This window comes from Sphingomonas spermidinifaciens (assembly GCF_002351485.1).
Taxonomy (GTDB): Bacteria; Pseudomonadota; Alphaproteobacteria; order Sphingomonadales; family Sphingomonadaceae; genus Sphingomonas; species Sphingomonas spermidinifaciens.
In genome coordinates, this window is sequence record NZ_NWMW01000002.1 from 918,492 (window position 1) to 935,989 (window position 17,498).

23 protein-coding genes are annotated in these 17,498 nt (G+C 68.9%); 16 read left to right on the plus strand and 7 right to left on the minus strand.

What is annotated here, in order from left to right; translation table 11 throughout:
* Positions 1-82: 82 nt before the first annotated feature.
* The 4 genes from uvrC to COC42_RS14370 all read left to right on the plus strand — a co-directional run bounded on the left by uvrC (position 83) and on the right by COC42_RS14370 (position 4,400).
* Positions 83-2,002, plus strand: coding sequence for an excinuclease ABC subunit UvrC (uvrC, locus tag COC42_RS14355; protein ID WP_096343959.1), 1,920 nt, complete (start codon positions 83-85; stop codon positions 2,000-2,002).
* A gap of 90 nt (positions 2,003-2,092) precedes the next feature.
* Positions 2,093-2,329, plus strand: a complete 237-nt coding sequence (locus tag COC42_RS14360; protein ID WP_096343960.1) for a hypothetical protein — start codon at positions 2,093-2,095, stop codon at positions 2,327-2,329.
* 236 nt (positions 2,330-2,565) lie between these two features.
* Positions 2,566-3,519, plus strand: coding sequence for a polysaccharide deacetylase family protein (locus COC42_RS14365; protein WP_176484695.1), 954 nt, complete (start codon positions 2,566-2,568; stop codon positions 3,517-3,519).
* Positions 3,516-4,400, plus strand: coding sequence for a GNAT family N-acetyltransferase (locus tag COC42_RS14370; RefSeq protein WP_096343961.1), 885 nt, complete (start codon positions 3,516-3,518; stop codon positions 4,398-4,400). Before COC42_RS14365 ends, COC42_RS14370 begins: the two co-directional genes overlap by 4 nt.
* Before the next feature lie 61 nt (positions 4,401-4,461).
* On the opposite strand, the gene COC42_RS14375 is transcribed toward COC42_RS14370, so the two are convergent.
* The 5 genes from COC42_RS14375 to serS are packed head-to-tail and all read right to left on the minus strand — an operon-like array spanning position 4,462 to position 8,956.
* Positions 4,462-4,809 carry a DMT family protein gene (locus COC42_RS14375; protein WP_096343962.1) on the minus strand — a complete coding sequence of 116 codons (348 nt, stop codon included), beginning with the start codon at positions 4,807-4,809 and terminating at the stop codon, positions 4,462-4,464.
* Positions 4,806-5,831 (minus strand): potassium channel family protein, encoded by a 1,026-nt coding sequence (locus COC42_RS14380; protein ID WP_096343963.1) that lies wholly within the window; start codon positions 5,829-5,831, stop codon positions 4,806-4,808. The genes COC42_RS14375 and COC42_RS14380 overlap by 4 nt, the downstream gene beginning before the upstream one ends.
* Positions 5,828-6,895, minus strand: a complete 1,068-nt coding sequence (locus tag COC42_RS14385) for a M23 family metallopeptidase (protein ID WP_096343964.1) — start codon at positions 6,893-6,895, stop codon at positions 5,828-5,830. Before COC42_RS14385 ends, COC42_RS14380 begins: the two co-directional genes overlap by 4 nt.
* A gap of 10 nt (positions 6,896-6,905) precedes the next feature.
* Complete coding sequence (gene surE / locus COC42_RS14390; protein ID WP_096343965.1) at positions 6,906-7,676, minus strand: 5'/3'-nucleotidase SurE; 771 nt, start codon at positions 7,674-7,676, stop codon at positions 6,906-6,908.
* On the minus strand, positions 7,676-8,956 hold the full coding sequence (gene serS, locus COC42_RS14395; protein WP_096343966.1) for a serine--tRNA ligase: 1,281 nt from the start codon (positions 8,954-8,956) through the stop codon (positions 7,676-7,678). Before serS ends, surE begins: the two co-directional genes overlap by 1 nt.
* A 91-nt stretch (positions 8,957-9,047) precedes the next feature.
* Here serS and COC42_RS14400 point away from each other — a divergent pair, with 91 nt between their 5' ends.
* The 5 genes from COC42_RS14400 (at position 9,048) to COC42_RS14420 (ending at position 12,048) form a co-directional block, all read left to right on the plus strand.
* The gene (locus COC42_RS14400; RefSeq protein ID WP_096343967.1) at positions 9,048-9,506 is read left to right on the plus strand and encodes a host attachment family protein; all 459 of its coding nucleotides are present in this window, start codon (positions 9,048-9,050) and stop codon (positions 9,504-9,506) included.
* Between the two features lie 52 nt (positions 9,507-9,558).
* Positions 9,559-9,984 carry a hypothetical protein gene (locus tag COC42_RS14405; protein ID WP_245844158.1) on the plus strand — a complete coding sequence of 142 codons (426 nt, stop codon included), beginning with the start codon at positions 9,559-9,561 and terminating at the stop codon, positions 9,982-9,984.
* 6 nt (positions 9,985-9,990) lie between these two features.
* Positions 9,991-10,545, plus strand: coding sequence for a hypothetical protein (locus tag COC42_RS14410; RefSeq protein WP_245844161.1), 555 nt, complete (start codon positions 9,991-9,993; stop codon positions 10,543-10,545).
* 558 nt (positions 10,546-11,103) lie between these two features.
* The gene (gene dksA, locus COC42_RS14415; RefSeq protein WP_096344231.1) at positions 11,104-11,565 is read left to right on the plus strand and encodes an RNA polymerase-binding protein DksA; all 462 of its coding nucleotides are present in this window, start codon (positions 11,104-11,106) and stop codon (positions 11,563-11,565) included.
* A gap of 84 nt (positions 11,566-11,649) precedes the next feature.
* A complete protein-coding gene (locus COC42_RS14420) occupies positions 11,650-12,048 on the plus strand; it encodes a PilZ domain-containing protein (protein WP_096343969.1) in 399 nt (132 codons plus the stop codon).
* Positions 12,049-12,096: 48 nt separating this feature from the next.
* Here COC42_RS14420 and COC42_RS14425 read toward each other — a convergent pair whose 3' ends face one another.
* Entirely contained in the window at positions 12,097-12,252 is a 156-nt protein-coding gene (locus COC42_RS14425) for a YdcH family protein (RefSeq protein WP_096343970.1), read from the minus strand.
* A 162-nt stretch (positions 12,253-12,414) separates the two neighbouring features.
* Between COC42_RS14425 and COC42_RS14430 the strand changes: the two genes are divergently transcribed.
* Positions 12,415-12,612 (plus strand): YdcH family protein, encoded by a 198-nt coding sequence (locus COC42_RS14430; protein ID WP_096343971.1) that lies wholly within the window; start codon positions 12,415-12,417, stop codon positions 12,610-12,612.
* Between the two features lie 81 nt (positions 12,613-12,693).
* Positions 12,694-13,152: a DUF1465 family protein gene (locus COC42_RS14435; protein ID WP_096343972.1), complete on the plus strand. Its 459-nt coding sequence runs from the start codon at positions 12,694-12,696 to the stop codon at positions 13,150-13,152.
* A 26-nt stretch (positions 13,153-13,178) separates the two neighbouring features.
* Here the strand turns inward: COC42_RS14435 and COC42_RS17510 are convergent, their stop codons facing one another.
* The gene (locus tag COC42_RS17510) at positions 13,179-13,412 is read right to left on the minus strand and encodes a hypothetical protein (RefSeq protein ID WP_141395857.1); all 234 of its coding nucleotides are present in this window, start codon (positions 13,410-13,412) and stop codon (positions 13,179-13,181) included.
* Between the two features lie 112 nt (positions 13,413-13,524).
* Here COC42_RS17510 and COC42_RS14440 point away from each other — a divergent pair, with 112 nt between their 5' ends.
* From COC42_RS14440 to COC42_RS14460, 5 genes are all read left to right on the plus strand, one after another.
* Positions 13,525-13,896 (plus strand): arsenate reductase, encoded by a 372-nt coding sequence (locus COC42_RS14440; RefSeq protein ID WP_096343973.1) that lies wholly within the window; start codon positions 13,525-13,527, stop codon positions 13,894-13,896.
* Between the two features lie 52 nt (positions 13,897-13,948).
* Positions 13,949-14,389 carry a hypothetical protein gene (locus tag COC42_RS14445; RefSeq protein WP_096343974.1) on the plus strand — a complete coding sequence of 147 codons (441 nt, stop codon included), beginning with the start codon at positions 13,949-13,951 and terminating at the stop codon, positions 14,387-14,389.
* A 43-nt stretch (positions 14,390-14,432) separates the two neighbouring features.
* On the plus strand, positions 14,433-15,305 hold the full coding sequence (panB, locus tag COC42_RS14450) for a 3-methyl-2-oxobutanoate hydroxymethyltransferase (protein WP_096343975.1): 873 nt from the start codon (positions 14,433-14,435) through the stop codon (positions 15,303-15,305).
* 166 nt (positions 15,306-15,471) lie between these two features.
* Positions 15,472-16,176: a tetratricopeptide repeat protein gene (locus COC42_RS14455; protein WP_096343976.1), complete on the plus strand. Its 705-nt coding sequence runs from the start codon at positions 15,472-15,474 to the stop codon at positions 16,174-16,176.
* Complete coding sequence (locus COC42_RS14460) at positions 16,173-17,495, plus strand: outer membrane protein assembly factor BamB family protein (RefSeq protein WP_096343977.1); 1,323 nt, start codon at positions 16,173-16,175, stop codon at positions 17,493-17,495. The genes COC42_RS14455 and COC42_RS14460 overlap by 4 nt, the downstream gene beginning before the upstream one ends.
* Positions 17,496-17,498 lie beyond the last annotated feature (3 nt).

Below are 17,498 nucleotides of genomic sequence, written 5' to 3' on the forward strand. Positions count from 1 at the left end.
TGAGCGGCGGGCCGGGCCGTCCGCCGGAAAGAGAGAGCGATGGCGCTTCACCGAACGGGCCCGACCCCCTAGATCAACGCCGATGTCCGTCCGTACCCCCGACCGCTTCAACGAAGACGCTGCCACCTATGCCGTGAAGGGGGCCGACGCGCCCGATCTCGAGACCGGCGTCGCGGCGATCCGCAATGTGGTGAAGACGCTGCCCACCCGCCCCGGCGTCTATCGGATGCAGGATGCGCGCGGCGACGTGCTGTATGTGGGCAAGGCGCGGGCGCTCAAGAACCGCGTCACCAACTATACCCAGGTCGCGCGGCTGTCGAAGCGGTTGCAGCGCATGGTCGCGCAGACGCGCAGCATGACCGTCGTCACCACCAATAGCGAGGCAGAGGCGCTGCTGCTCGAGGCGCAGCTCATCAAGCGCTACCGGCCGCCCTACAACGTGCTGCTGCGCGACGATAAGTCGTTCCCCTTCATCCTGATCCGTGCCGATCACGACTATCCGCGCGTCCAGCTGCATCGCGGCGCCCGGCGGGCGAAGGGGGATTATTTCGGGCCGTTCGCCGGCGCGGGACAGGTGCGCAAGACGCTCAACGCCCTCCAGAAGCTGTTTCTGCTTCGCTCCTGTACCGACGGCTTCTTCAACACGCGCGACCGGCCGTGCCTGCTCTACCAGATCAAGCGCTGCTCCGCCCCGTGCGTCGATCGCATCAGCGCGGCGGATTACGCCGAGCTGGTGGCGGATTCGAAGCGTTTCCTCGCGGGCAAGTCGACCGAGGTGCAGGCCAAGCTCGGCGCGCAGATGCAGGACGCAGCCGAGAAGATGGACTTCGAACTCGCCGCCGTCCTGCGCGACCGGCTGAAGGCGCTGACCTTCATCCAGGGGACACAGGCGATCAATGCCGAGGGGGTTGGCGACGCCGACGTGTTCGCGATGGCGGAGAAGGAAGGGCAGATCGGGATCCAGGCCTTCTTCATCCGCGGCGGGCAGAATTGGGGGCACCGTGCCTTCTTTCCCGCGCATGTCGCTGACGTGCCCCAGGACGAGGTATTCAGCCAGTTCCTGATGCAATTCTACGAGGAGGTGCCGCCGGCGCGGAACGTGCTGATCGACCGCGACCTGCCCGAATGCGAGCTCTTGGCCGAGGCGATGAGCGAGCGCGCGGGCTACAAGGTCGCGCTGTCGGTGCCGCAGCGGTCGGCGCGGCGGCGGCTGATCGAGCAGGCGAAGCGGAACGCGGTCGAAGCGCTCGACCGGCGGCTGGCGGAATCGACGACGCAGGCGCGGCTGCTGCGCGAGGTGGCCGAGCTGTTCGGCCTGCCCGACAGCCCGAACCGCATCGAGGTCTATGACAACAGTCATATTCAGGGCACCAACGCGTTGGGCGCGATGATCGTGGCCGGCCCAGAGGGATACCGAAAGGGCCAGTACCGCAAGTTCAACATCAAGCGTGCCGAGACCGCCCCCGGCGACGATTTCGCCATGATGCGCGAGGTGCTGACGCGGCGGTTCAAGCGCGCGCAGGATGAGGACCCCGACCGCGACCGCGGCGATTGGCCCGACCTGGTGCTGGTCGATGGCGGGCGCGGGCAGCTTTCGGTCGCGCTTGAGGTGCTGGAGGATCTCGGCATCGAGGACGTGACGGTGGTCGGCATTGCCAAGGGTCCGCATCACGGGCGCGAGGGGCGCGAGGTTTTCCACCTCGCCGACGGCCGCGAGTTCCAGCTGCCGGTCAATTCGCCGGTGCTCTTCTACCTCCAGCGGCTGCGCGACGAGGTCCACCGCTTCGCAATCGGCGCGCATCGGGAGAAGCGGGCCAAGGCCATGGGCGCCTCGCCGCTCGATGAGGTCCCCGGGATCGGCCCCGCGCGGAAGAAAGCGCTCCTGATGCACTTCGGCACGGCCAAGGCGGTGCGCTCGGCGAGCCTGGAGGATTTGCAGAAGGCGCCGGGCGTGTCGAAGGGGACGGCGCAGCAGGTGTACGACTTCTACCACGCGCGGTAATTTCGGCTGCGACGAAGCGTGCTTCGCCTACTGGTCAGCCTCATCGACGCACGTTAGCCTCCGCTCCGGGGAGTGAATTCGGGGGTTCATATGCTGCGTCGTGTCGCCTTCATGGCTTGCCTGCTGGCGAGCGCTGCACCCGCATGGGCGGGTGACACGCCGATCTATCAGCCGGTGCCCGACTGGGTGAAGCAGGCGCCGGCGCCCGATCCCGGCAAGCTGCCGACGCCGCGCCCGCAGATCTTGATCTTCGACCAGCAGCAGCGCGTCGAGGACGGGCGGCTGTCGAGCATCCGCACTGCTCGCCAAGGGCGGTCGGCATCCTGACCGCAACGCTTGAGGTCGAGGGCGCCGAAGCACTGGGCCTTTCGCCCGAACTAGCCGCCGCGCGCTATCTGCGCGGGGTTGTCCGCAAGCGACAGGGGATGCCGCGGGCGGCTCGGCCGATATCGAGGCGGCGGCGTTCGAAGCGCCCCGGATCGGCGACGATTACCAGCGCTGGTGCGTGACGGGTTGAGGCGTCCGTCCACGCTTTCTTCACGCGGCCGCGCTACGCCCGCGCGATGACGCCCGTGTTCCTCACCGTCGATACCGAGTTGATGTGGCGGCATCACTGCGCGCGCCTGCCGCTCGCCGAGCAGGTCGCGCGGTCGATCGAACCGGCGGGCGTGGGCGTCGCCTGTCAGCTGAGGATGCTCGCCGAGCATGGGCTGAAGGCGTGCTTCTTCGTCGATCCGATGCCCGCCGCCATTCACGGCGTCGGGGTGGTGCGCGCGATCGTCGAGCCGATTTTGGCGGCGGGGCAGGAGGTGCAGTTGCACCTGCACCCCAACTGGATGGGCGCGGCCGCGGGCGACGGCGGCGAGCGCCACGGGGTGTTTGAACTGGTCGATCTCGATCGCGCCGCGCAGCAGGCGCTGTTGGCCAAGGCAATCGACTGGCTGGTCGAGGCCGGGTGCCAGCGGCCCGTGGCGTTTCGCGCGGGCAGCTATGCCGCGAATGACGACACGATCGACGCGCTGGCGGCGCTGGGGATCGACTATGACAGTAGCCATAATGGCTCGGCGCATCCCTGGCCGAGCGGGCTGAGCCTGCCGCCCGGGCGGATCGCGCCGGTCGCGCATCGCGGGCTGGTCGAATGTCCGGTGACGCTGATCGAGGAAGCGCCTGGGCGGCTGCGCCACTTCCAGATCTGCGCGCTGTCGGTGGGCGAGATGCGCGCTGCACTCGACCATGCCGCGCGCGAGGATCATGCCGCCGTGACGATCGTCAGCCACGGGTTCGAGCTCGCCAATCGCGCGGGCACCGCGGCAAATGCGGTACATGTGCGCCGGTTCGAGGCGCTGTGCGCGATGCTGGCCGAGCGGCGCGACGTGCTGCCGACGACCTGGTATCGCGACCGGCCCGCGATGCGGCTGGGGCAGGCGGACCGGCCGCTTCCCGCCAACCGCCTGCGCACCGCGCGGCGGCGGGCCGAGCAGCTCTGGTCGAATTGGGTCGCCGAGCACGCGGCATGAGCGGCGCGCTCGACCTGCCGATCGCGTTTCGGGTCGGGACGCGCACCGTCGCCTCGCTCAGGCGGCAGCTGGTGCGCGTGGCGGTGAGCCTTGAGGATGCATTGGATGGCAGCCTGCCGTCGCTCCCCGCCCTGCCGGCAGGGGCGGACGGCTATTCGCTGCTGTCGGTGCCTATGGCGGCGGTCGCCGGGCTCGACACGCGTGCGCTGATCGTTGCCGAGCGGCAGCGCTACCGGCGCTGGTATGCCGACCTGACGCTGGGATGGGGCGCCTATCATGCGGCGCTGTCGGGCAACCTCCGTTCGACGCTGAAGCGCAAGGGCAAGAAGATCGCGGCTGAGGATGGCGGGACGCTGGACGTGCGACGCTATCGCACGCCCGAGGAACTGGCCGCGTTCCATGCGCTCGCCCGCCCGCTGGCGGCGGGGACCTATCAGGAGAAGCTGCTCGGCATGGGCCTGCCCGGCAATGCCGCATGGGTCGAGGCGATGCTGCGCGCGGCTGCGGCAGACCGGGCGCGCGGCTGGCTGCTGTGTATCGGGGGACGAGCGGTCGCCTATCTCTATTGCCCGGTCGAGCGCGGGACCGTGGTCTATGAGTTTGTCGGCCATGATGAGCGGTTCGACGCATTGTCGCCGGGGACGGTGCTGATGGCCGAGGCGCTGAAGGACCTGATGGACGAAGGCCGACATGCACGCTTCGACTTCACGGAGGGCGAGGGACAGCACAAGCGCCAGTTCGCGACCGGCCATGTCGAGGCGTGCGACCTCTTTCTGCTGCGCCCGACGATCACCAACCGCGCGGCGATGGCGGCGCTGACGGGGTTCGATCGGGCGGTGGCGTGGGGGAAAGCCATCCACCGGCGCTCGACCCGGACCTGATCCGGGCTCCCGTTGCCTTCCCAGCGAAGAAGCAGGGCCCGGATCAGATCCGGGGTGACGTCTAACTGCGGAACAGGAAGAACGCGCCGCCGGCGATCAACGCGAAGCCGATCAGGTGATTGGGCGTCACCTTCTGCCCGAGATAGAGGATCGAGAACACCGCGAACACGCTGAGGGTGATGATCTCCTGCATCCCTTTCAGCTGCGCCGCCGAATAGACGCCGCTGCCGATCCGGTTTGCGGGCACCGCGAGCATGTATTCGGGGAGCGCGATCAGCCAGCTGACGACGATGACGGCTGAGAGCGCCGCGCCCTTGTGCTTCAGGTGCCCGTACCAGGCGAAGGTCATGAAGATGTTCGAGCCGATCAGCATCACGATCGGCAGGACGCGCGATGCTTCTGCGTTCATGCCGATGTGCCCGGCCGCCGGATAATCTCGACGATGACGTCGCCCGCCTCGATCGCGCGGGCCTCGGCATCGAAAAAGCCGTGCGGGACGCCGCCGCGATAGAGGCGTACGCCAAGCCCGGTCTCGATCGCGGTCAGGGGCTTGCCCACTTCCTCGGGCCGGGCGGCGCGCTCGGCCAGTTGCACTCGGCCGTCGAAGCTGGCGAGGTCCATCATGTAATCGGCGACATGGCTGCCGCTGCACGAACTGGCGAGAAGCAGGCCGGCGAAGCTGACCGGGTTGATGACCGTCGTCGCGCCCGCGGCGCGCGCGGGCAGCTCGTTGTCTTCGGCCTTGACGATGACGCTGATCGGCAGCTCGGGGGCAAGGTGCCGCGCGGTGAGGGTGATGAGGATCGAGGTGTCGTCCCGCCCCGCCGCGACGATCAGCGAGCAGGCGTCGGCGATGCGCAGGTCGAGCAGCGTGCGGTCGCGCGTCGCGTCGCCCAGCATGATCGCGCAGCCCAGCGCCTCGGCCACCGCCAGACGCTCGGCCGAGCCGTCGACGACGACGATCGTTGCCGCGTCGCGGCCGCGGGCGATGAGCTCGTCGACCGCTTCTGATCCGGTCTGACCGAAGCCGGCGACGACGATGTGGCCAGTGAGCTCGCGCTGGATGCGTGCCATGCGCCACTTCTCCCATGTGCGTTTGAGGACGAAGTCATAGGTGGTGCCGATGAAGAGCAGCACGACGAAGACGCGGATTGGCGTCACGATCAGCGCGTCGAACAGGCGCGCCCGCTCGGTCACGGGGGCGATGTCGCCATAGCCCGTGGTGGTGATCGAGATGAAGGTGAAATAGACGACGTCGACGAAGCTGATCTCGCCGTCGTAATTGTCGCGCAGCCCCTCCCGGTCGAGCCAGTGGACGCCGATGGCGACGGCGAGCAGGCCGAGCACTGCCGTCACCCGCCAACCGATCGAAAGCCAGATCGGCAGCTGCGACTTGCGCCTGAGCGTGCCCGGGGCGGCGCGCCCGCTCATCGCCGCGGCAGGCGCGTCAGCGGATCGACGGGGGTGCGGCCGTCACGGATTTCGAAATGGAGCTCGGGTCGGTTGGCGGTGCCGGTGTCGCCCGAGAGTGCGATCGTCTGGCCGCGCTTCACCGCCTGGCCGCGCTGGACGAGGAGCTGGCCGGCATGGCCATAGACCGAGGTCAGGCGGCTGCCATGCTTGAGGATGACGAGCCCGCCCAATGACGGGATGTCGCTGCCCGCATAGGCGACGACGCCGTCGGCGGCGGCGGTGACCGGGGTTTCGAGCGGGACGGCGATCTTGATCCCGTCGTTGCGCTCGCCGCTGGCGCCGGGGCCGAAGCGGCGGACGACGCGGCCGCCGGCGACGGGCCACTGGAAGCCGCTGGTGATCCGCGCGGGCTCTGCCACGGCGGCCGTCGAGGGGAGAACGCGCTTGGCGGTCGCGGCGGGTCTGGCCGGCGCGGCATTCTCGGCGATGGCGGGCTGGCTGCCGGTGACGAGATCGTCGATGTCGAGGCGGAAGGCGGCGGCACGCTCGGCGCGGCTGGGCGCGCGCGCGGCGTCGCCGGGGATCAGCACACGCTGGCCGGTGCGCAGGATATAGGGCTCTTCAAGCCGGTTCGCATCGACGATGCGCGACCATTCGACGCCGTAGGCGCGGGCGATGGCGATGCCGGTCTGCCCCTCGCGCACCAGATGCCAGCGGCCGCCGGGGATCGACAGACGCTGACCGGGGAAGATGGTGAAAGGCGCCGAGAGCCCATTCTCGCGCGCGATCGCTTCGCTGGCGGCGCCGGTGCGGTCGGCGATGCGGCGAAGGTTGTCGCCGCGCTCGACGATGTAGGTCGAGGGCGAGATCGTCCGAGCATCGGCTGTGACCGGCCGCGCGACCCAGGCGGGCGGCGGCGCGGGGAGCGCGCGCACGCTTTCGTCCACGTCGCGGCGGATGGGCTCGTCCTGCGCGGGTGGCGGGGGCGGGGCGGGCGCGCGATCGGCACCGCCGGGGATCAGGCAGCCGGCAAGCAGTGCCGCCGGCCCCATCGCGGTCAGCCCGCGCCGCAAGTCCCCCATGCCGTCCCCCCTAGTCGCGATACGCTGCGATCAGCCTATTCATCGACTCCGCGTGCGTCAGGTCAAGATGGAGCGGCGTCACCGCGACGAAACCGTCCTGCACCGCCTCGAGATCGGTGGCGTGCGCCGGCGTCTCGACCGCGACGGGGCCGAGGCCGAACCAGTGATATTCATAGCCGCGCGGATCGCGATTGGTGACGATCTGCAGCCGGCCATAGTCGCGCAGGCCCTGTGAGACGACACGCACGCCCTGCACCTGGTCTGCGGGGAGCGCGGGGAAGTTGATGTTGACCAGCGTTCGCGGCGCCCAGTCGAGGTCGATCAGCGGCGCGAGGACCCTCGCCCCCCAATGGATCGCCGCGTCGAAGGGCACGGTGTCGCCCATCCCCTCGCGCGCATAGACCTGGCTCAATGCGATCGAACGAACGCCCGCCAGCGCCCCCTCCATCGCGGCGGAGACGGTGCCCGAATAGGTCACGTCCTCGGCAAGGTTCGCGCCGCGGTTGACGCCCGACAGGATGATGTCGGGGGGCGCGTCGGCCATGATCTTGGCGAGCGCCATCATGACCGCATCGGTGGGCGTGCCGCTGACCGCGAACCGCTTTTCGCCGAAGCGGCGTATGCGCAAGGGGCGCGTGAGGGTCAGGGAATGGCCCGCGCCCGATTGCTCGTCGGCGGGTGCGACGACCCAGACGTCATCGCTGAACTGCGCGGCGATGTCCTCCAGCACCTTGAGGCCGGGGGCGTGATAGCCGTCGTCGTTGGTGACGAGGATGCGCATCAGCGTGTCTCCAGCCGCTCGATGCCGCCCATATAGGGCCGCAGCACCTCGGGCACCGTCACGCTGCCGTCGCCCTCCTGATAGTTCTCGAGTACCGCGACGAGCGTCCGCCCGACCGCGAGGCCCGAGCCGTTGAGCGTGTGGACGAACTCGGTCTTCTTCTGCTCGCCGGCGACGCGGTAGCGGGTGTTCATCCGCCGCGCCTGGAACGCGCCGGTATTCGAGCAGGAGCTGATCTCGCGCCACGCCCCCTGGCCGGGCAGCCAGACCTCCAGATCATAGGTCTTGCGCGCGCCGAAGCCCATGTCGCCGGTGCAGAGCAGAAGCTTGCGATAGGGCAGGTTCAGGCGTTCGAGGATCGTCTCGGCCGCGCGGGTCATGCGCTCGTGCTCCGCCTCGCTGTCCTCGGGCCGGACGATGCTGACGAGCTCGCACTTCTCGAACTGGTGCTGGCGGATGAAGCCGCGCGTGTCGCGCCCAGCGGCGCCCGCCTCCGACCGGAAGCAGAGGGTGAGCGCGGTGAGGCGGAGCGGCAGGACGCTTTCGTCGATGAGCTCGCCCATGACGCTGGCGGTGAGGGAGACTTCGCTGGTGGGAATGAGCCAGCGCTGATCGGACGTCTGGAAACTGTCGTCGGCGAATTTGGGCAGCTTGTCGGTGCCGTACATCGCCTCGTCCCTGACAAGGACGGGCGGGTTGCATTCCTCGTACCCGTGCTCGCGCGTCTGGACGTCGAGCATGAACTGGCCGAGCGCGCGGTGGAGGCGCGCGATCGGCCCGCGCAGGAAGGTGAAGCGTGCGCCCGACAGCCGCGCGCCGGTCTCGAAATCCATGCCGAGCGCGGGGGCGAGATCGGCGTGCTCGCGGGGCGCGAAGTCGAACTCGCGGGGGGTGCCCCAGCGGGCGACCTCCTGATTGTCTTCCTCGCCGCCGCCCATCGGCACGTCGTCGGCGGGCAGGTTGGGGATCACTTCCAGCGCGGCCTTGAGCCGGCCGGCGACCTCGCGCTCCTCGTCTTCCAGTTGCGGCAGGCGGGTCTTGAGCGCGGCGACCTCTGCCTTCAGCGCCTCGGCGGCGGCGGTGTCGCCCTTGGCCATCGCGGCGCCGATCGCCTTCGATGCCTCGTTGCGGCGGGCCTGACCCACCTGAAGCTCGGTGACGATCGCGCGGCGGCGCTCGTCGAGCGCAACCAGATCGGCCGCGAGCGGCGACAGGCCACGCTTCGCCAGCGCAGCGTCGAAGGCGGCAGGGTCGTCGCGGATCAGGCGGATGTCGTGCATGGCCCGCGCTATGGCCCTTGAGACCGCCCGAGCGCAACCCGCGCGGGCCGGGGCGCGTTGATCGTGCGGACCCAAAACAAGGAGAAACGCGATGCAGGTTCCGCACGAGGCATTCGTGGTGGTCGCCGACGGGCGCAAGATGCTGTTCTTCCGCAACCAGGGCGATGCCGAGCATCTCAACCTGGTGGTCGAGCGGGTGCGCGAACAGGACAATCCGCCCGATCGCGATCAGGCCGCCGCCCCCTCGGACCAGTCGCAATCGTCACGCGCCTATGGCAGCAATTTCGCGAGCGGCGGCGCGACGTCGGAGCGCGTCGACTTCCACCAGATGGCCGAGGACCGCTTCGCTGCCGAGACCGCCGAGATGCTCAGGAAGCGTGCGCTTCGTAACGATTTCGAGACGTTGATCGTGGTGGCGCCGCCGCGCACGCTCGGCGAGCTGCGCAAGCATTATCACAAGGAGGTCGAGCAGCGGCTGGCGGGCGAGCTCGACAAGGACCTGACCGGGCATCCGGTGCCTGAGATCGAGAAGGCACTGAGCGCGGCCTGAGCCGACATGAAAAGCCCCTCCCGTCAGGCACGGGAGGGGCAGGGAGTGTCGGTTGAGCGGGACGGTGCGCCCGCCGATCGCGAATCAGGCGGCCTTGCGCTTCATGAAGCGGCCGCGGGCGACCAGCGCCGCGGCGCCGGCGCCGAACAGCAGCAGCATCGGCGGCGCGGGGACCGGGGTCGGCGGCGGGCCGCCCGACGAGCCGCTCGAACCCGACGAGCTGGCGCTCGATGCCGACGAGGCGCTGGAGGCCGAGCTCGCGCTCGAACCCGACGAGCCGGTGGAGCCCGAGGAGGTGCTCGACCAGCCGCCCGAGGTCGACCAGCCGCTCGACCCGCTCGACGAGGCCGAGGAGGCGCTGGAAGCCGAGCTGGCGCTCGATGCGCTCGACCCGGACGAACCGCTGGAACCTGAAGAGCCGCTCGATCCCGACGAGCCTGACGAACCGCTCGAACCCGAGGAGCCATGGCCCGGATAGTCGGGCTTGTCAGGCTTGCCGGGCTTCCCGCCCGACGACCCGCCCGACGACGCGGAGGAGGCCGACGACGCGCTCGAGGCCGAGGACGCCGACGACGAGGACGAAGAAGACGAGACGTTGCCGCTAGACGAGCTGGTCGAGGAGACGTTGCCGCTCGAGGTCGAACTGGTCGAGGACACGCCGCCGGTCGAGGTCGACGATCCGCCCGACGCCGAGGAAGTGGACGACCCGCCCGAACCGCCCGAGGCCGACGAGGTCGAACCGCCGCTGGTGCTGGTCGAGCCGCCCGACGAGGTCGAGGAGATGACGATCGAGCCGCCCCCGCCGCCGCCCGCGAAACCGCCCCCGAAGAAGCCGCCGCCAAAGCCGCCGCCGAACCCGCCCGAGCCGCCGACGAAGACGGGACCGCCGCCGCCGCCGCCCGAGATGATCGGCTGGGCGTCGAGCGCCGGGGGCACGGGGATCGGCGCGCCCTGCGTCGTCACCGTCACCGTCTGCGGCTGGCACTGCGCGGTTTTGGTGATCGTGCGGCGGACGAGCTTCTTGCCGGTGCCGGCATAGGCGCGCTTGGCCGCGACGCGCTTTTCGACGACACGCTTCGTCACCACGCGCTCGGCCCGCGCCGTTTCGGCGACATGGACCGCGCCGCCACCGACGATGGCGCCGCCACAAGTGCAGGCGCAGAGTTTCGCCAGAGCCATCTTTACCGACATACCGCTCATCTCTTTTCGCTACTGACAACCGGCGGGCCGATCATCAGATGAAGCAGCCACATGCCGCCGATGAACTCACAGTGCAGAACAAAGAATTAAGTTCAACGATGTTAACCGTCTTCGCGGCGTCCCGTCGCAGGATTCTCGCCGCTTGACAGTCGCCATTATGGTTAACGTCCGCTTCCGGGACAGAATCGCCGCGGGGCGATCGCTATATTGAGAAAACGCGGCGTTCACCGTCGCGCAAGCCGGTCGCGGCTATGTCACGGCTCACCGCCGGGCTGCGGCCGAATTTAACGTGCTTGTAGCGACCCTTCGCCGCTTCTATAGGCGCAGCCCAAGGCAAGAGGTCCCGGGCGTTCGCGGCATGGGGGTGTCGCACCGGCTCCCGGTCGTGGAGAGTGGCATGGCGACTGCGTTGGATCGATTCGAGAGCGCGCCGGATCCGGCGGCGAATGACGGCCTGATGGACGGCTATCGTCCGAGCGCCGACGAACCTTTCATGAACGAGCGGCAGCAGGCCTATTTCCGCGCCAAGCTGCTTGGATGGAAGGACGCGATCCTGCGCGAGGCGCAGGTGACGCTGGGCCAGCTCCAGATCGACTCGCTGCGCGAGGCCGACCTGACCGACCGCGCGTCGAGCGAGACCGACTGGTCGATCGAGCTGCGCACCCGCGACCGCCAGCGCAAGCTCATCTCCAAGATCGAGGCGGCGCTGCGCCGGATCGACGAAGGCGAGTACGGCTATTGCGAAGTTACCGGCGAGCCGATCAGCCTCGCCCGGCTGGAAGCGCGGCCGATCGCGACGATGACGGTCGAGGCGCAGGAGCGCCACGAGCGCAACGAAAAGGTGTCGCGCGAGGAATAGCGGGGCGCCGACGGGCGCCGGGTTAACGCTTTCGACACCGCGCGTAAGTCAGATGGCAATGCCCGTTTCGTAGTCGAGACCGTGATGGACCGTTCGCCCGATCGCCCCAGTGCCGATGCCGCCGTGCTCGCGAAGGGCAGGGGACGTCATGCCGCGCGCGACAGCCTGCTTCTCACCGCGCGGCTCCGCATCGGCGAGAATGCCGCCGACGTGCGTATCCGCAACCTGTCCGCCGGTGGCCTGATGGCCGAATACCCGCGGCCGGTGTCGCTGGGTGAGCCCGTCGAGATCGACGTTCGCGGGATCGGGCCGGTCGTCGGGCGTATCGCCTGGGCCACCGACGGTCGCGTCGGCATCGCCTTTGACGAGCCGATCGATCCGATGCTGGCGCGAAAGCCCGTGACGTCGCGCAAGGCGAAGGGCAGTGATTCGAGCTGGCTGCACGTCTATCCGGCAGCGACTCCGCCGCGCCTCAAGCGCTGAAGGCAGCGGGGGGCCGCGCCGCCCGTCGCGGCGCGGCGGGTGCCGCGATCAGATCGCGGCGATCTCCTCCTTCACGCGGAGCTTGCGACGCTTCAGATCCGCCAACAGCGCCTGGTCGGGAAGCGGTCGCTTGATCTCGGCCGAGATGCGGCGGTCGAGCGTGGCGTGCTTGGCTTCCAGCGCGGTCAGGTGCGAGGTCTGCATTGCTGCGGTCTCCTTGGCTCTGGTTTGGGGGAGTCGGATTAAATCACCGATCGGCCCGGTTGTCGCGCCCCAATCGCCGTGCGACACGCTATGCCGAGCCGATTTTCGCGCCCGGCGGTTCGTCGCATCGCCGGGCCGGGGCATGAAGGGGACCAAGCGCGCATGGACGACGCCGAACTGCGCCGCCGACTCGAGCTCTTGCGCGTCGAGCATCGCGACCTCGACGACTCGATCGCGGCGCTGCGCGAGGCGGGGAGCATCGACCAGCTCCAGCTCGCCCGGCTCAAGAAGCGCAAGCTGCGCCTGCGCGACGAGATCGCGATGATCGAGGACGAGCTCGTTCCCGACATCATCGCCTGACCCGCGCCAGTTCGGGACATCGCGCGACGGCCCGCCCAATCGGAGATTTTATCGGCCGCGCGGCTATGGCATCGATGCGCGATGCAAGGGGAAAGTGCCGCCCGGTTCGAACGCCGGCTGATCGACTCGCTCTATACCGAGGCGATGCTGCTCGCCGACGAGGCGCGCGACTATTTCGACGAATCGGGCCGTGCCGACCGCGACGCGCTGGCGCCGCTGGCGCGGGTGTCCTTCTCCTGCGAATCGCTCAAGATCACGACGCGGCTGATGCACGTCATCGCCTGGCTCCTGACCCAGCGCGCGGTGATGGCGGGCGAGCTGAGCGCGGTCGACGCGCTCGACGGCTCGCGCCGCTTGGGCGATGCGCCCGCGAGCGAGCCGGCGGCGGTCGAGACTCTACCCCCGCGCGCCCGCTCACTGGTCGAGGCGAGCAGCCGCCTTCATTGGCGAGTCGCGCAGCTCGATACCGCCCAGGCGAGCGTGACCCCGGCCGCGAGTCCCGCGCGGGTGATGATCGAGCGGCTGGCGCGGGCGCTTTAGGGCGGGCGGGCTCGCGCCTAGCGTTTTCAGCTTGCTGCTTGTTCGGCGTCGGAAGCATGACATAGCTGCCGACCATTCCGGACGGCCGTCATCGCGACCGCCTCAACTCGGATCGCATTTTCGGTGCCATCGTGCTTGAACGCTGGTTCGCGTGAGTGGCGCGCTTTCACGTCATATGCCGTTGCCCCGCAGACCTGCACGATGAGGCCGTCATTACCTTCCCAATGCAAGGTCGCGCGATCCGCATTGGTCGCCGCCACGATCGTCTGTCCCGAAGGCGCTTCCGCAGCACCTTGTCGCACAAGTCGAATGACGGGCTGTATTCGCAGTCGCAAGCCGCTACTCACCGCGGCGACGTTCCAAGGGCACCCAATGACGATCAACCTCTACGGCATTCCCAACTGCGATACCGTCAAAAAGGCGCGCGCCTGGCTGCAGGCGGCGGGGGTCGAATATGCCTTCCACGACTACAAGAAGGCCGGCGTCGATCCGGACCGGCTGCGGCACTGGGCCGGGCAAGTGGGTTGGGAGAAGCTGCTCAACCGCGCGGGCACCACGTTCCGCAAGCTGCCCGAGGGCGAGCGGGTGGTCGGCGATCTCGATGCGGCGGTCGCGCTGATGGCGACGCATTCTTCGCTCATCAAGCGGCCGGTGGTCGAGCATGACGGCGGGTTGCTGGTCGGGTTCGCGCCCGACCGGTGGGACGAGGCGCTGCGATCACGCGAGGCGCAGATTTGCCCTTAACGCGACAGTAAGTTAGCCTCTTGCCACCAAATAATCGGGGAGGGGACAAGACTTGGCAGCCTATATCCGTCAGGCGCCGCCGCGATGGCTGGTACTCGTCGCGTTCCTACTGCTGCTGTTCGGTGCGGCGGGGCTGTTCGCCTTTTACCGAGACGCGACGATGAACGAGACGCGGCTGGCGACGATGAGCGAGTTTGATCGCAACTTCTTCGTGTCCCGGCCCGGGTGGTTCATCTGGGTTTACGGTGCGGCGGTGTGGGCCGGGTTTTTCGGCGCGCTCGCGCTGATGCTGCGCCGACGGGTCGCGCGGCCGCTCTACATCGTGTCGCTGATTGCCGTCGTCGTGCAGTTTGGCTGGGTGTTCGCCGTGACCGACCTGATCGCCGCCAAGGGCGCGGCGACGGTGTTACCGTTTCCGCTGGTGATCCTGGGCGTGACGCTGCTCGGCGTCTGGCTCTCGACGCGCGGCATCCGGCGCGGCTGGCTCCGGTAAGCGGGCTTTCCACCGGGCCCCGCCGGGGGTAGAGCGCGCGCGCATGTCCACGACTTTCACCCTCGACACGGCAACAAGTCGCGCCAACCCGACGCCCGCGCCGATGCGCCGGCTGACGGTGCCCGCGATCCAGCGGCGCAAGGGCGGCGAGCCGATCGTGATGCTCACCGCCTATACCGCGCGGATGGCGCAGCTGCTCGACGCGCATTGCGATCTGTTGCTGGTGGGCGACAGCCTGGGGCAGGTGATCTACGGCCTGCCCTCGACCCTGTCGGTCACGCTCGACATGATGATCGCGCACGGTGCGGCGGTGGTGCGCGGCAGCTATCATGCGGTGGTGGTCATCGACATGCCGTTCGGCAGCTATGAGGGCTCGCCCGAACAGGCATTCGCGAGCGCAGCGCGGGTGATGGCCGAAACCGGTGCGGCGGCGGTTAAGCTGGAGGGCGGCGCGGCGATGGCCGAGACCGTCGCCTTCCTGACGAAGCGCGGCATTCCCGTCATCGGCCATGTCGGCCTGACGCCGCAAGCGGTCAACGCGCTCGGTGGCTATGGCGCGCGCGGGCGCGATGCGGCCGAGCAGGCGAAGATCCTGGCCGATGCCAGCGCGATCGCCGAGGCGGGCGCCTTTGCCCTCGTGGTCGAGGGGGTGGTCGAGCCGCTGGCCAAGAAAATTACCGCCGCAGTCGCCTGTCCCGTCATTGGCATCGGCGCTTCGGCCGACTGCGATGGGCAGGTACTCGTGACCGAGGACATGCTCGGCCTGTTCGACCGCACTGCGCGCTTCGTGAAGCGCTATGACGATATGGCCGGCCGCATTTCCGCCGCGGTCGAAACCTATGCGGTCGAGGTGCGGTCCCGGGCCTTCCCCGGGCCGGAGCAGCTCTATCCGGCCGAGGTGGCGAACAAGCAGTAGAATATGCGCCTTTGTCACCCGGACTTGATCCGGGGTCCCGCTCGATATTCGTCCGAGGCAGGGGACCCCGGATCAAGTCCGGGACGACGTGCAGAACAGTCAACCATTTCGTTTCGCTCCGGCCGCCGCTAAGGTCCGCCGCCGCACGATCCCCACGGAGTTTAACTTGGCGCTACCCCCCGAGAACAATGCGGTCTTCATGCGCGAGGTGGACGAGGAGCTGCGCCGCGAGCAGCTGGCCAGCTTCTGGACCCGCTATGGCCGCTGGATCATCGTGGCCGTCGTGCTTGCGATCGCGGCGCTCGGCGGCTGGTTCTACTGGCAGCATCGCCAGACCGTAAAGGCGGGTGAAGAAGGCGTCGCTTATGCCAAGGCGCTCGAGGATCTCGGCGCCAATCGCGCCGCCGCCGCCAAGGCCCCGCTCGCCGAACTCGCCAAGAGCGATCGCGCGGGATATTCGGCGATGGCGCGCTTCGTCGAGGGCGACGTGCTGCTCCAGGCCGACGACCTGAAGGGTGCCGCGGCCAAGTTCGCCGCGATCGCCGCCGACACCAAGCTCGACCAGCCCTATCGCGACCTTGCGCTCGTCCGCCAGACCGCGGCCGAATATGACACGCTCCCACCTGCGAAGGTGGTCGAGCGGCTGGGCAGCCTCGCGACCAAGGACAGCCCATGGTTCGGCAGCGCCGGCGAGATGGTGGGCGTCGCCTATATCCGCATGAACAAGCGCGCCGAGGCCGGGAAGCTGTTCGGCGAGATCGCCGGGACCGAGAGCGTACCCCAGACCATCCGTCAACGCGCGGTTCAGCTGGCGGGCGTACTCGGCGTCGATGCCGTAACCCAGGATCAGGAAAAGAAGAAGGCCGAATGAACAAGAAGCTGACGCTGCCGCTCGCGGCGCTGGCGCTGACCGCCCTCGGCGGCTGCGGCATCTTCAAGGGCGGCGACAAGAAGACGCCCGTCGTCGGCAATCGCGTGCCGATCCTGGTGGCCGAAAACGGCACCGACGTCGATCCGGCGCTCGCCGGGCAGGACGTGCTGCTGCCCGCCGCCGCGCCGAACGACGCGTGGACGCAGCCCGGCGGCAGCGCGTCGAAGTCGATGGGGCACCTCGCCCTTGCCGACCAGCCGACGCGCGCGTGGAGCGTGCGCATTCCCGGCGGCAATACGCGCGTCCGGCTGGGCGCCGCACCCGTCGTCGCCAACGGCCGGCTCTATGTCGTCGACGTCGACGGCGTGGTCCATGCGATCGACGCCGCGACCGGCGCGACGGCGTGGCGTGCGCCGACCGCCAAGGGCGACGGTAACGCGCCCGCCCGCTTCGGCGGGGGGGTGAGCGTCGAGGGCGACCGCCTCTATGCGACCAACGGCCTGGGCGACGTGGTGGCACTCAACACCGCCGACGGCGCCGAGATCTGGCGTGCCAAGCCGGGCGGGCCGCTGCGCGGCGCGCCGGGCGTGGGCCTTGGCGACATCTTCGTCCTCAGCCAGGACAACCAGCTGTTCGCGCTCAACGCTGCCGACGGCAAGACCGTGTGGACACAGTCGGGCAGCCTCGAGGCGCAGGGTGTGTTCGGTGTCGCCGCGCCGGCGATCGCGCAGGGAACGGTGGTCGCGGGCTTCAGTTCGGGCGAACTCAATGCCTATCGCTACGAGAATGGCCGCACGCTGTGGGGCGACAGCCTGTCGCGGACCAGCATGTCCACTTCGGTATCGGCACTCGCCGACATCGATGCCGAGCCGGTGATCGATCAGGGCCGCGTCTATGCCGTCGGGCAGGGCGGCCGCATGGTCAGTCTCGAGATCGTCAGCGGTCAGCGACTTTGGGAACAGAATATCGCCGGTATCTCGACCCCCTGGGTGGCGGGCGAGTGGCTGTTCGTCGTTGACAGCGAGGCGCGGCTGTTCGCGATGGCGCGCGGCACCGGCCGCGTGCGCTGGATCGGCAACCTTGGCCGCTGGCGGAACGAAAAGAAGAAGAAGGGACCGATCAGCTGGGTCGGCCCGGTGCTGGCGGGCAACCGCCTGTGGGTGCTGAGCTCGGAAGGAGTCATCGCCGCGGTCAATCCCGCCGACGGCAGCGTCGGCGCGCGGATCGAGACAAAGGGCACCTTCACCCTGCCGCCGGTGGTCGCGAACTCGACCCTCTACGTGCTCAGCGATGAGGGTGAACTCAGCGCATATCGTTAAACG

What these genes read in the sequence shown, in the direction of transcription:
- uvrC (WP_096343959.1), top strand. Translation starts at nt 83, where the DNA reads ATGTCCGTCCGTACCCCCGACCGCTTCAACGAAGACGCTGCCACCTAT.
- COC42_RS14360 (WP_096343960.1), top strand. Translation starts at nt 2,093, where the DNA reads ATGCTGCGTCGTGTCGCCTTCATGGCTTGCCTGCTGGCGAGCGCTGCA.
- COC42_RS14365 (WP_176484695.1), top strand. Translation starts at nt 2,566, where the DNA reads ATGACGCCCGTGTTCCTCACCGTCGATACCGAGTTGATGTGGCGGCAT.
- COC42_RS14370 (WP_096343961.1), top strand. Translation starts at nt 3,516, where the DNA reads ATGAGCGGCGCGCTCGACCTGCCGATCGCGTTTCGGGTCGGGACGCGC.
- COC42_RS14375 (WP_096343962.1), bottom strand. Translation starts at nt 4,809, where the DNA reads ATGAACGCAGAAGCATCGCGCGTCCTGCCGATCGTGATGCTGATCGGC.
- COC42_RS14380 (WP_096343963.1), bottom strand. Translation starts at nt 5,831, where the DNA reads ATGAGCGGGCGCGCCGCCCCGGGCACGCTCAGGCGCAAGTCGCAGCTG.
- COC42_RS14385 (WP_096343964.1), bottom strand. Translation starts at nt 6,895, where the DNA reads ATGGGGGACTTGCGGCGCGGGCTGACCGCGATGGGGCCGGCGGCACTG.
- surE (WP_096343965.1), bottom strand. Translation starts at nt 7,676, where the DNA reads ATGCGCATCCTCGTCACCAACGACGACGGCTATCACGCCCCCGGCCTC.
- serS (WP_096343966.1), bottom strand. Translation starts at nt 8,956, where the DNA reads ATGCACGACATCCGCCTGATCCGCGACGACCCTGCCGCCTTCGACGCT.
- COC42_RS14400 (WP_096343967.1), top strand. Translation starts at nt 9,048, where the DNA reads ATGCAGGTTCCGCACGAGGCATTCGTGGTGGTCGCCGACGGGCGCAAG.
- dksA (WP_096344231.1), top strand. Translation starts at nt 11,104, where the DNA reads ATGGCGACTGCGTTGGATCGATTCGAGAGCGCGCCGGATCCGGCGGCG.
- COC42_RS14420 (WP_096343969.1), top strand. Translation starts at nt 11,650, where the DNA reads ATGGACCGTTCGCCCGATCGCCCCAGTGCCGATGCCGCCGTGCTCGCG.
- COC42_RS14425 (WP_096343970.1), bottom strand. Translation starts at nt 12,252, where the DNA reads ATGCAGACCTCGCACCTGACCGCGCTGGAAGCCAAGCACGCCACGCTC.
- COC42_RS14430 (WP_096343971.1), top strand. Translation starts at nt 12,415, where the DNA reads ATGGACGACGCCGAACTGCGCCGCCGACTCGAGCTCTTGCGCGTCGAG.
- COC42_RS14435 (WP_096343972.1), top strand. Translation starts at nt 12,694, where the DNA reads ATGCAAGGGGAAAGTGCCGCCCGGTTCGAACGCCGGCTGATCGACTCG.
- COC42_RS14440 (WP_096343973.1), top strand. Translation starts at nt 13,525, where the DNA reads ATGACGATCAACCTCTACGGCATTCCCAACTGCGATACCGTCAAAAAG.
- panB (WP_096343975.1), top strand. Translation starts at nt 14,433, where the DNA reads ATGTCCACGACTTTCACCCTCGACACGGCAACAAGTCGCGCCAACCCG.
- COC42_RS14460 (WP_096343977.1), top strand. Translation starts at nt 16,173, where the DNA reads ATGAACAAGAAGCTGACGCTGCCGCTCGCGGCGCTGGCGCTGACCGCC.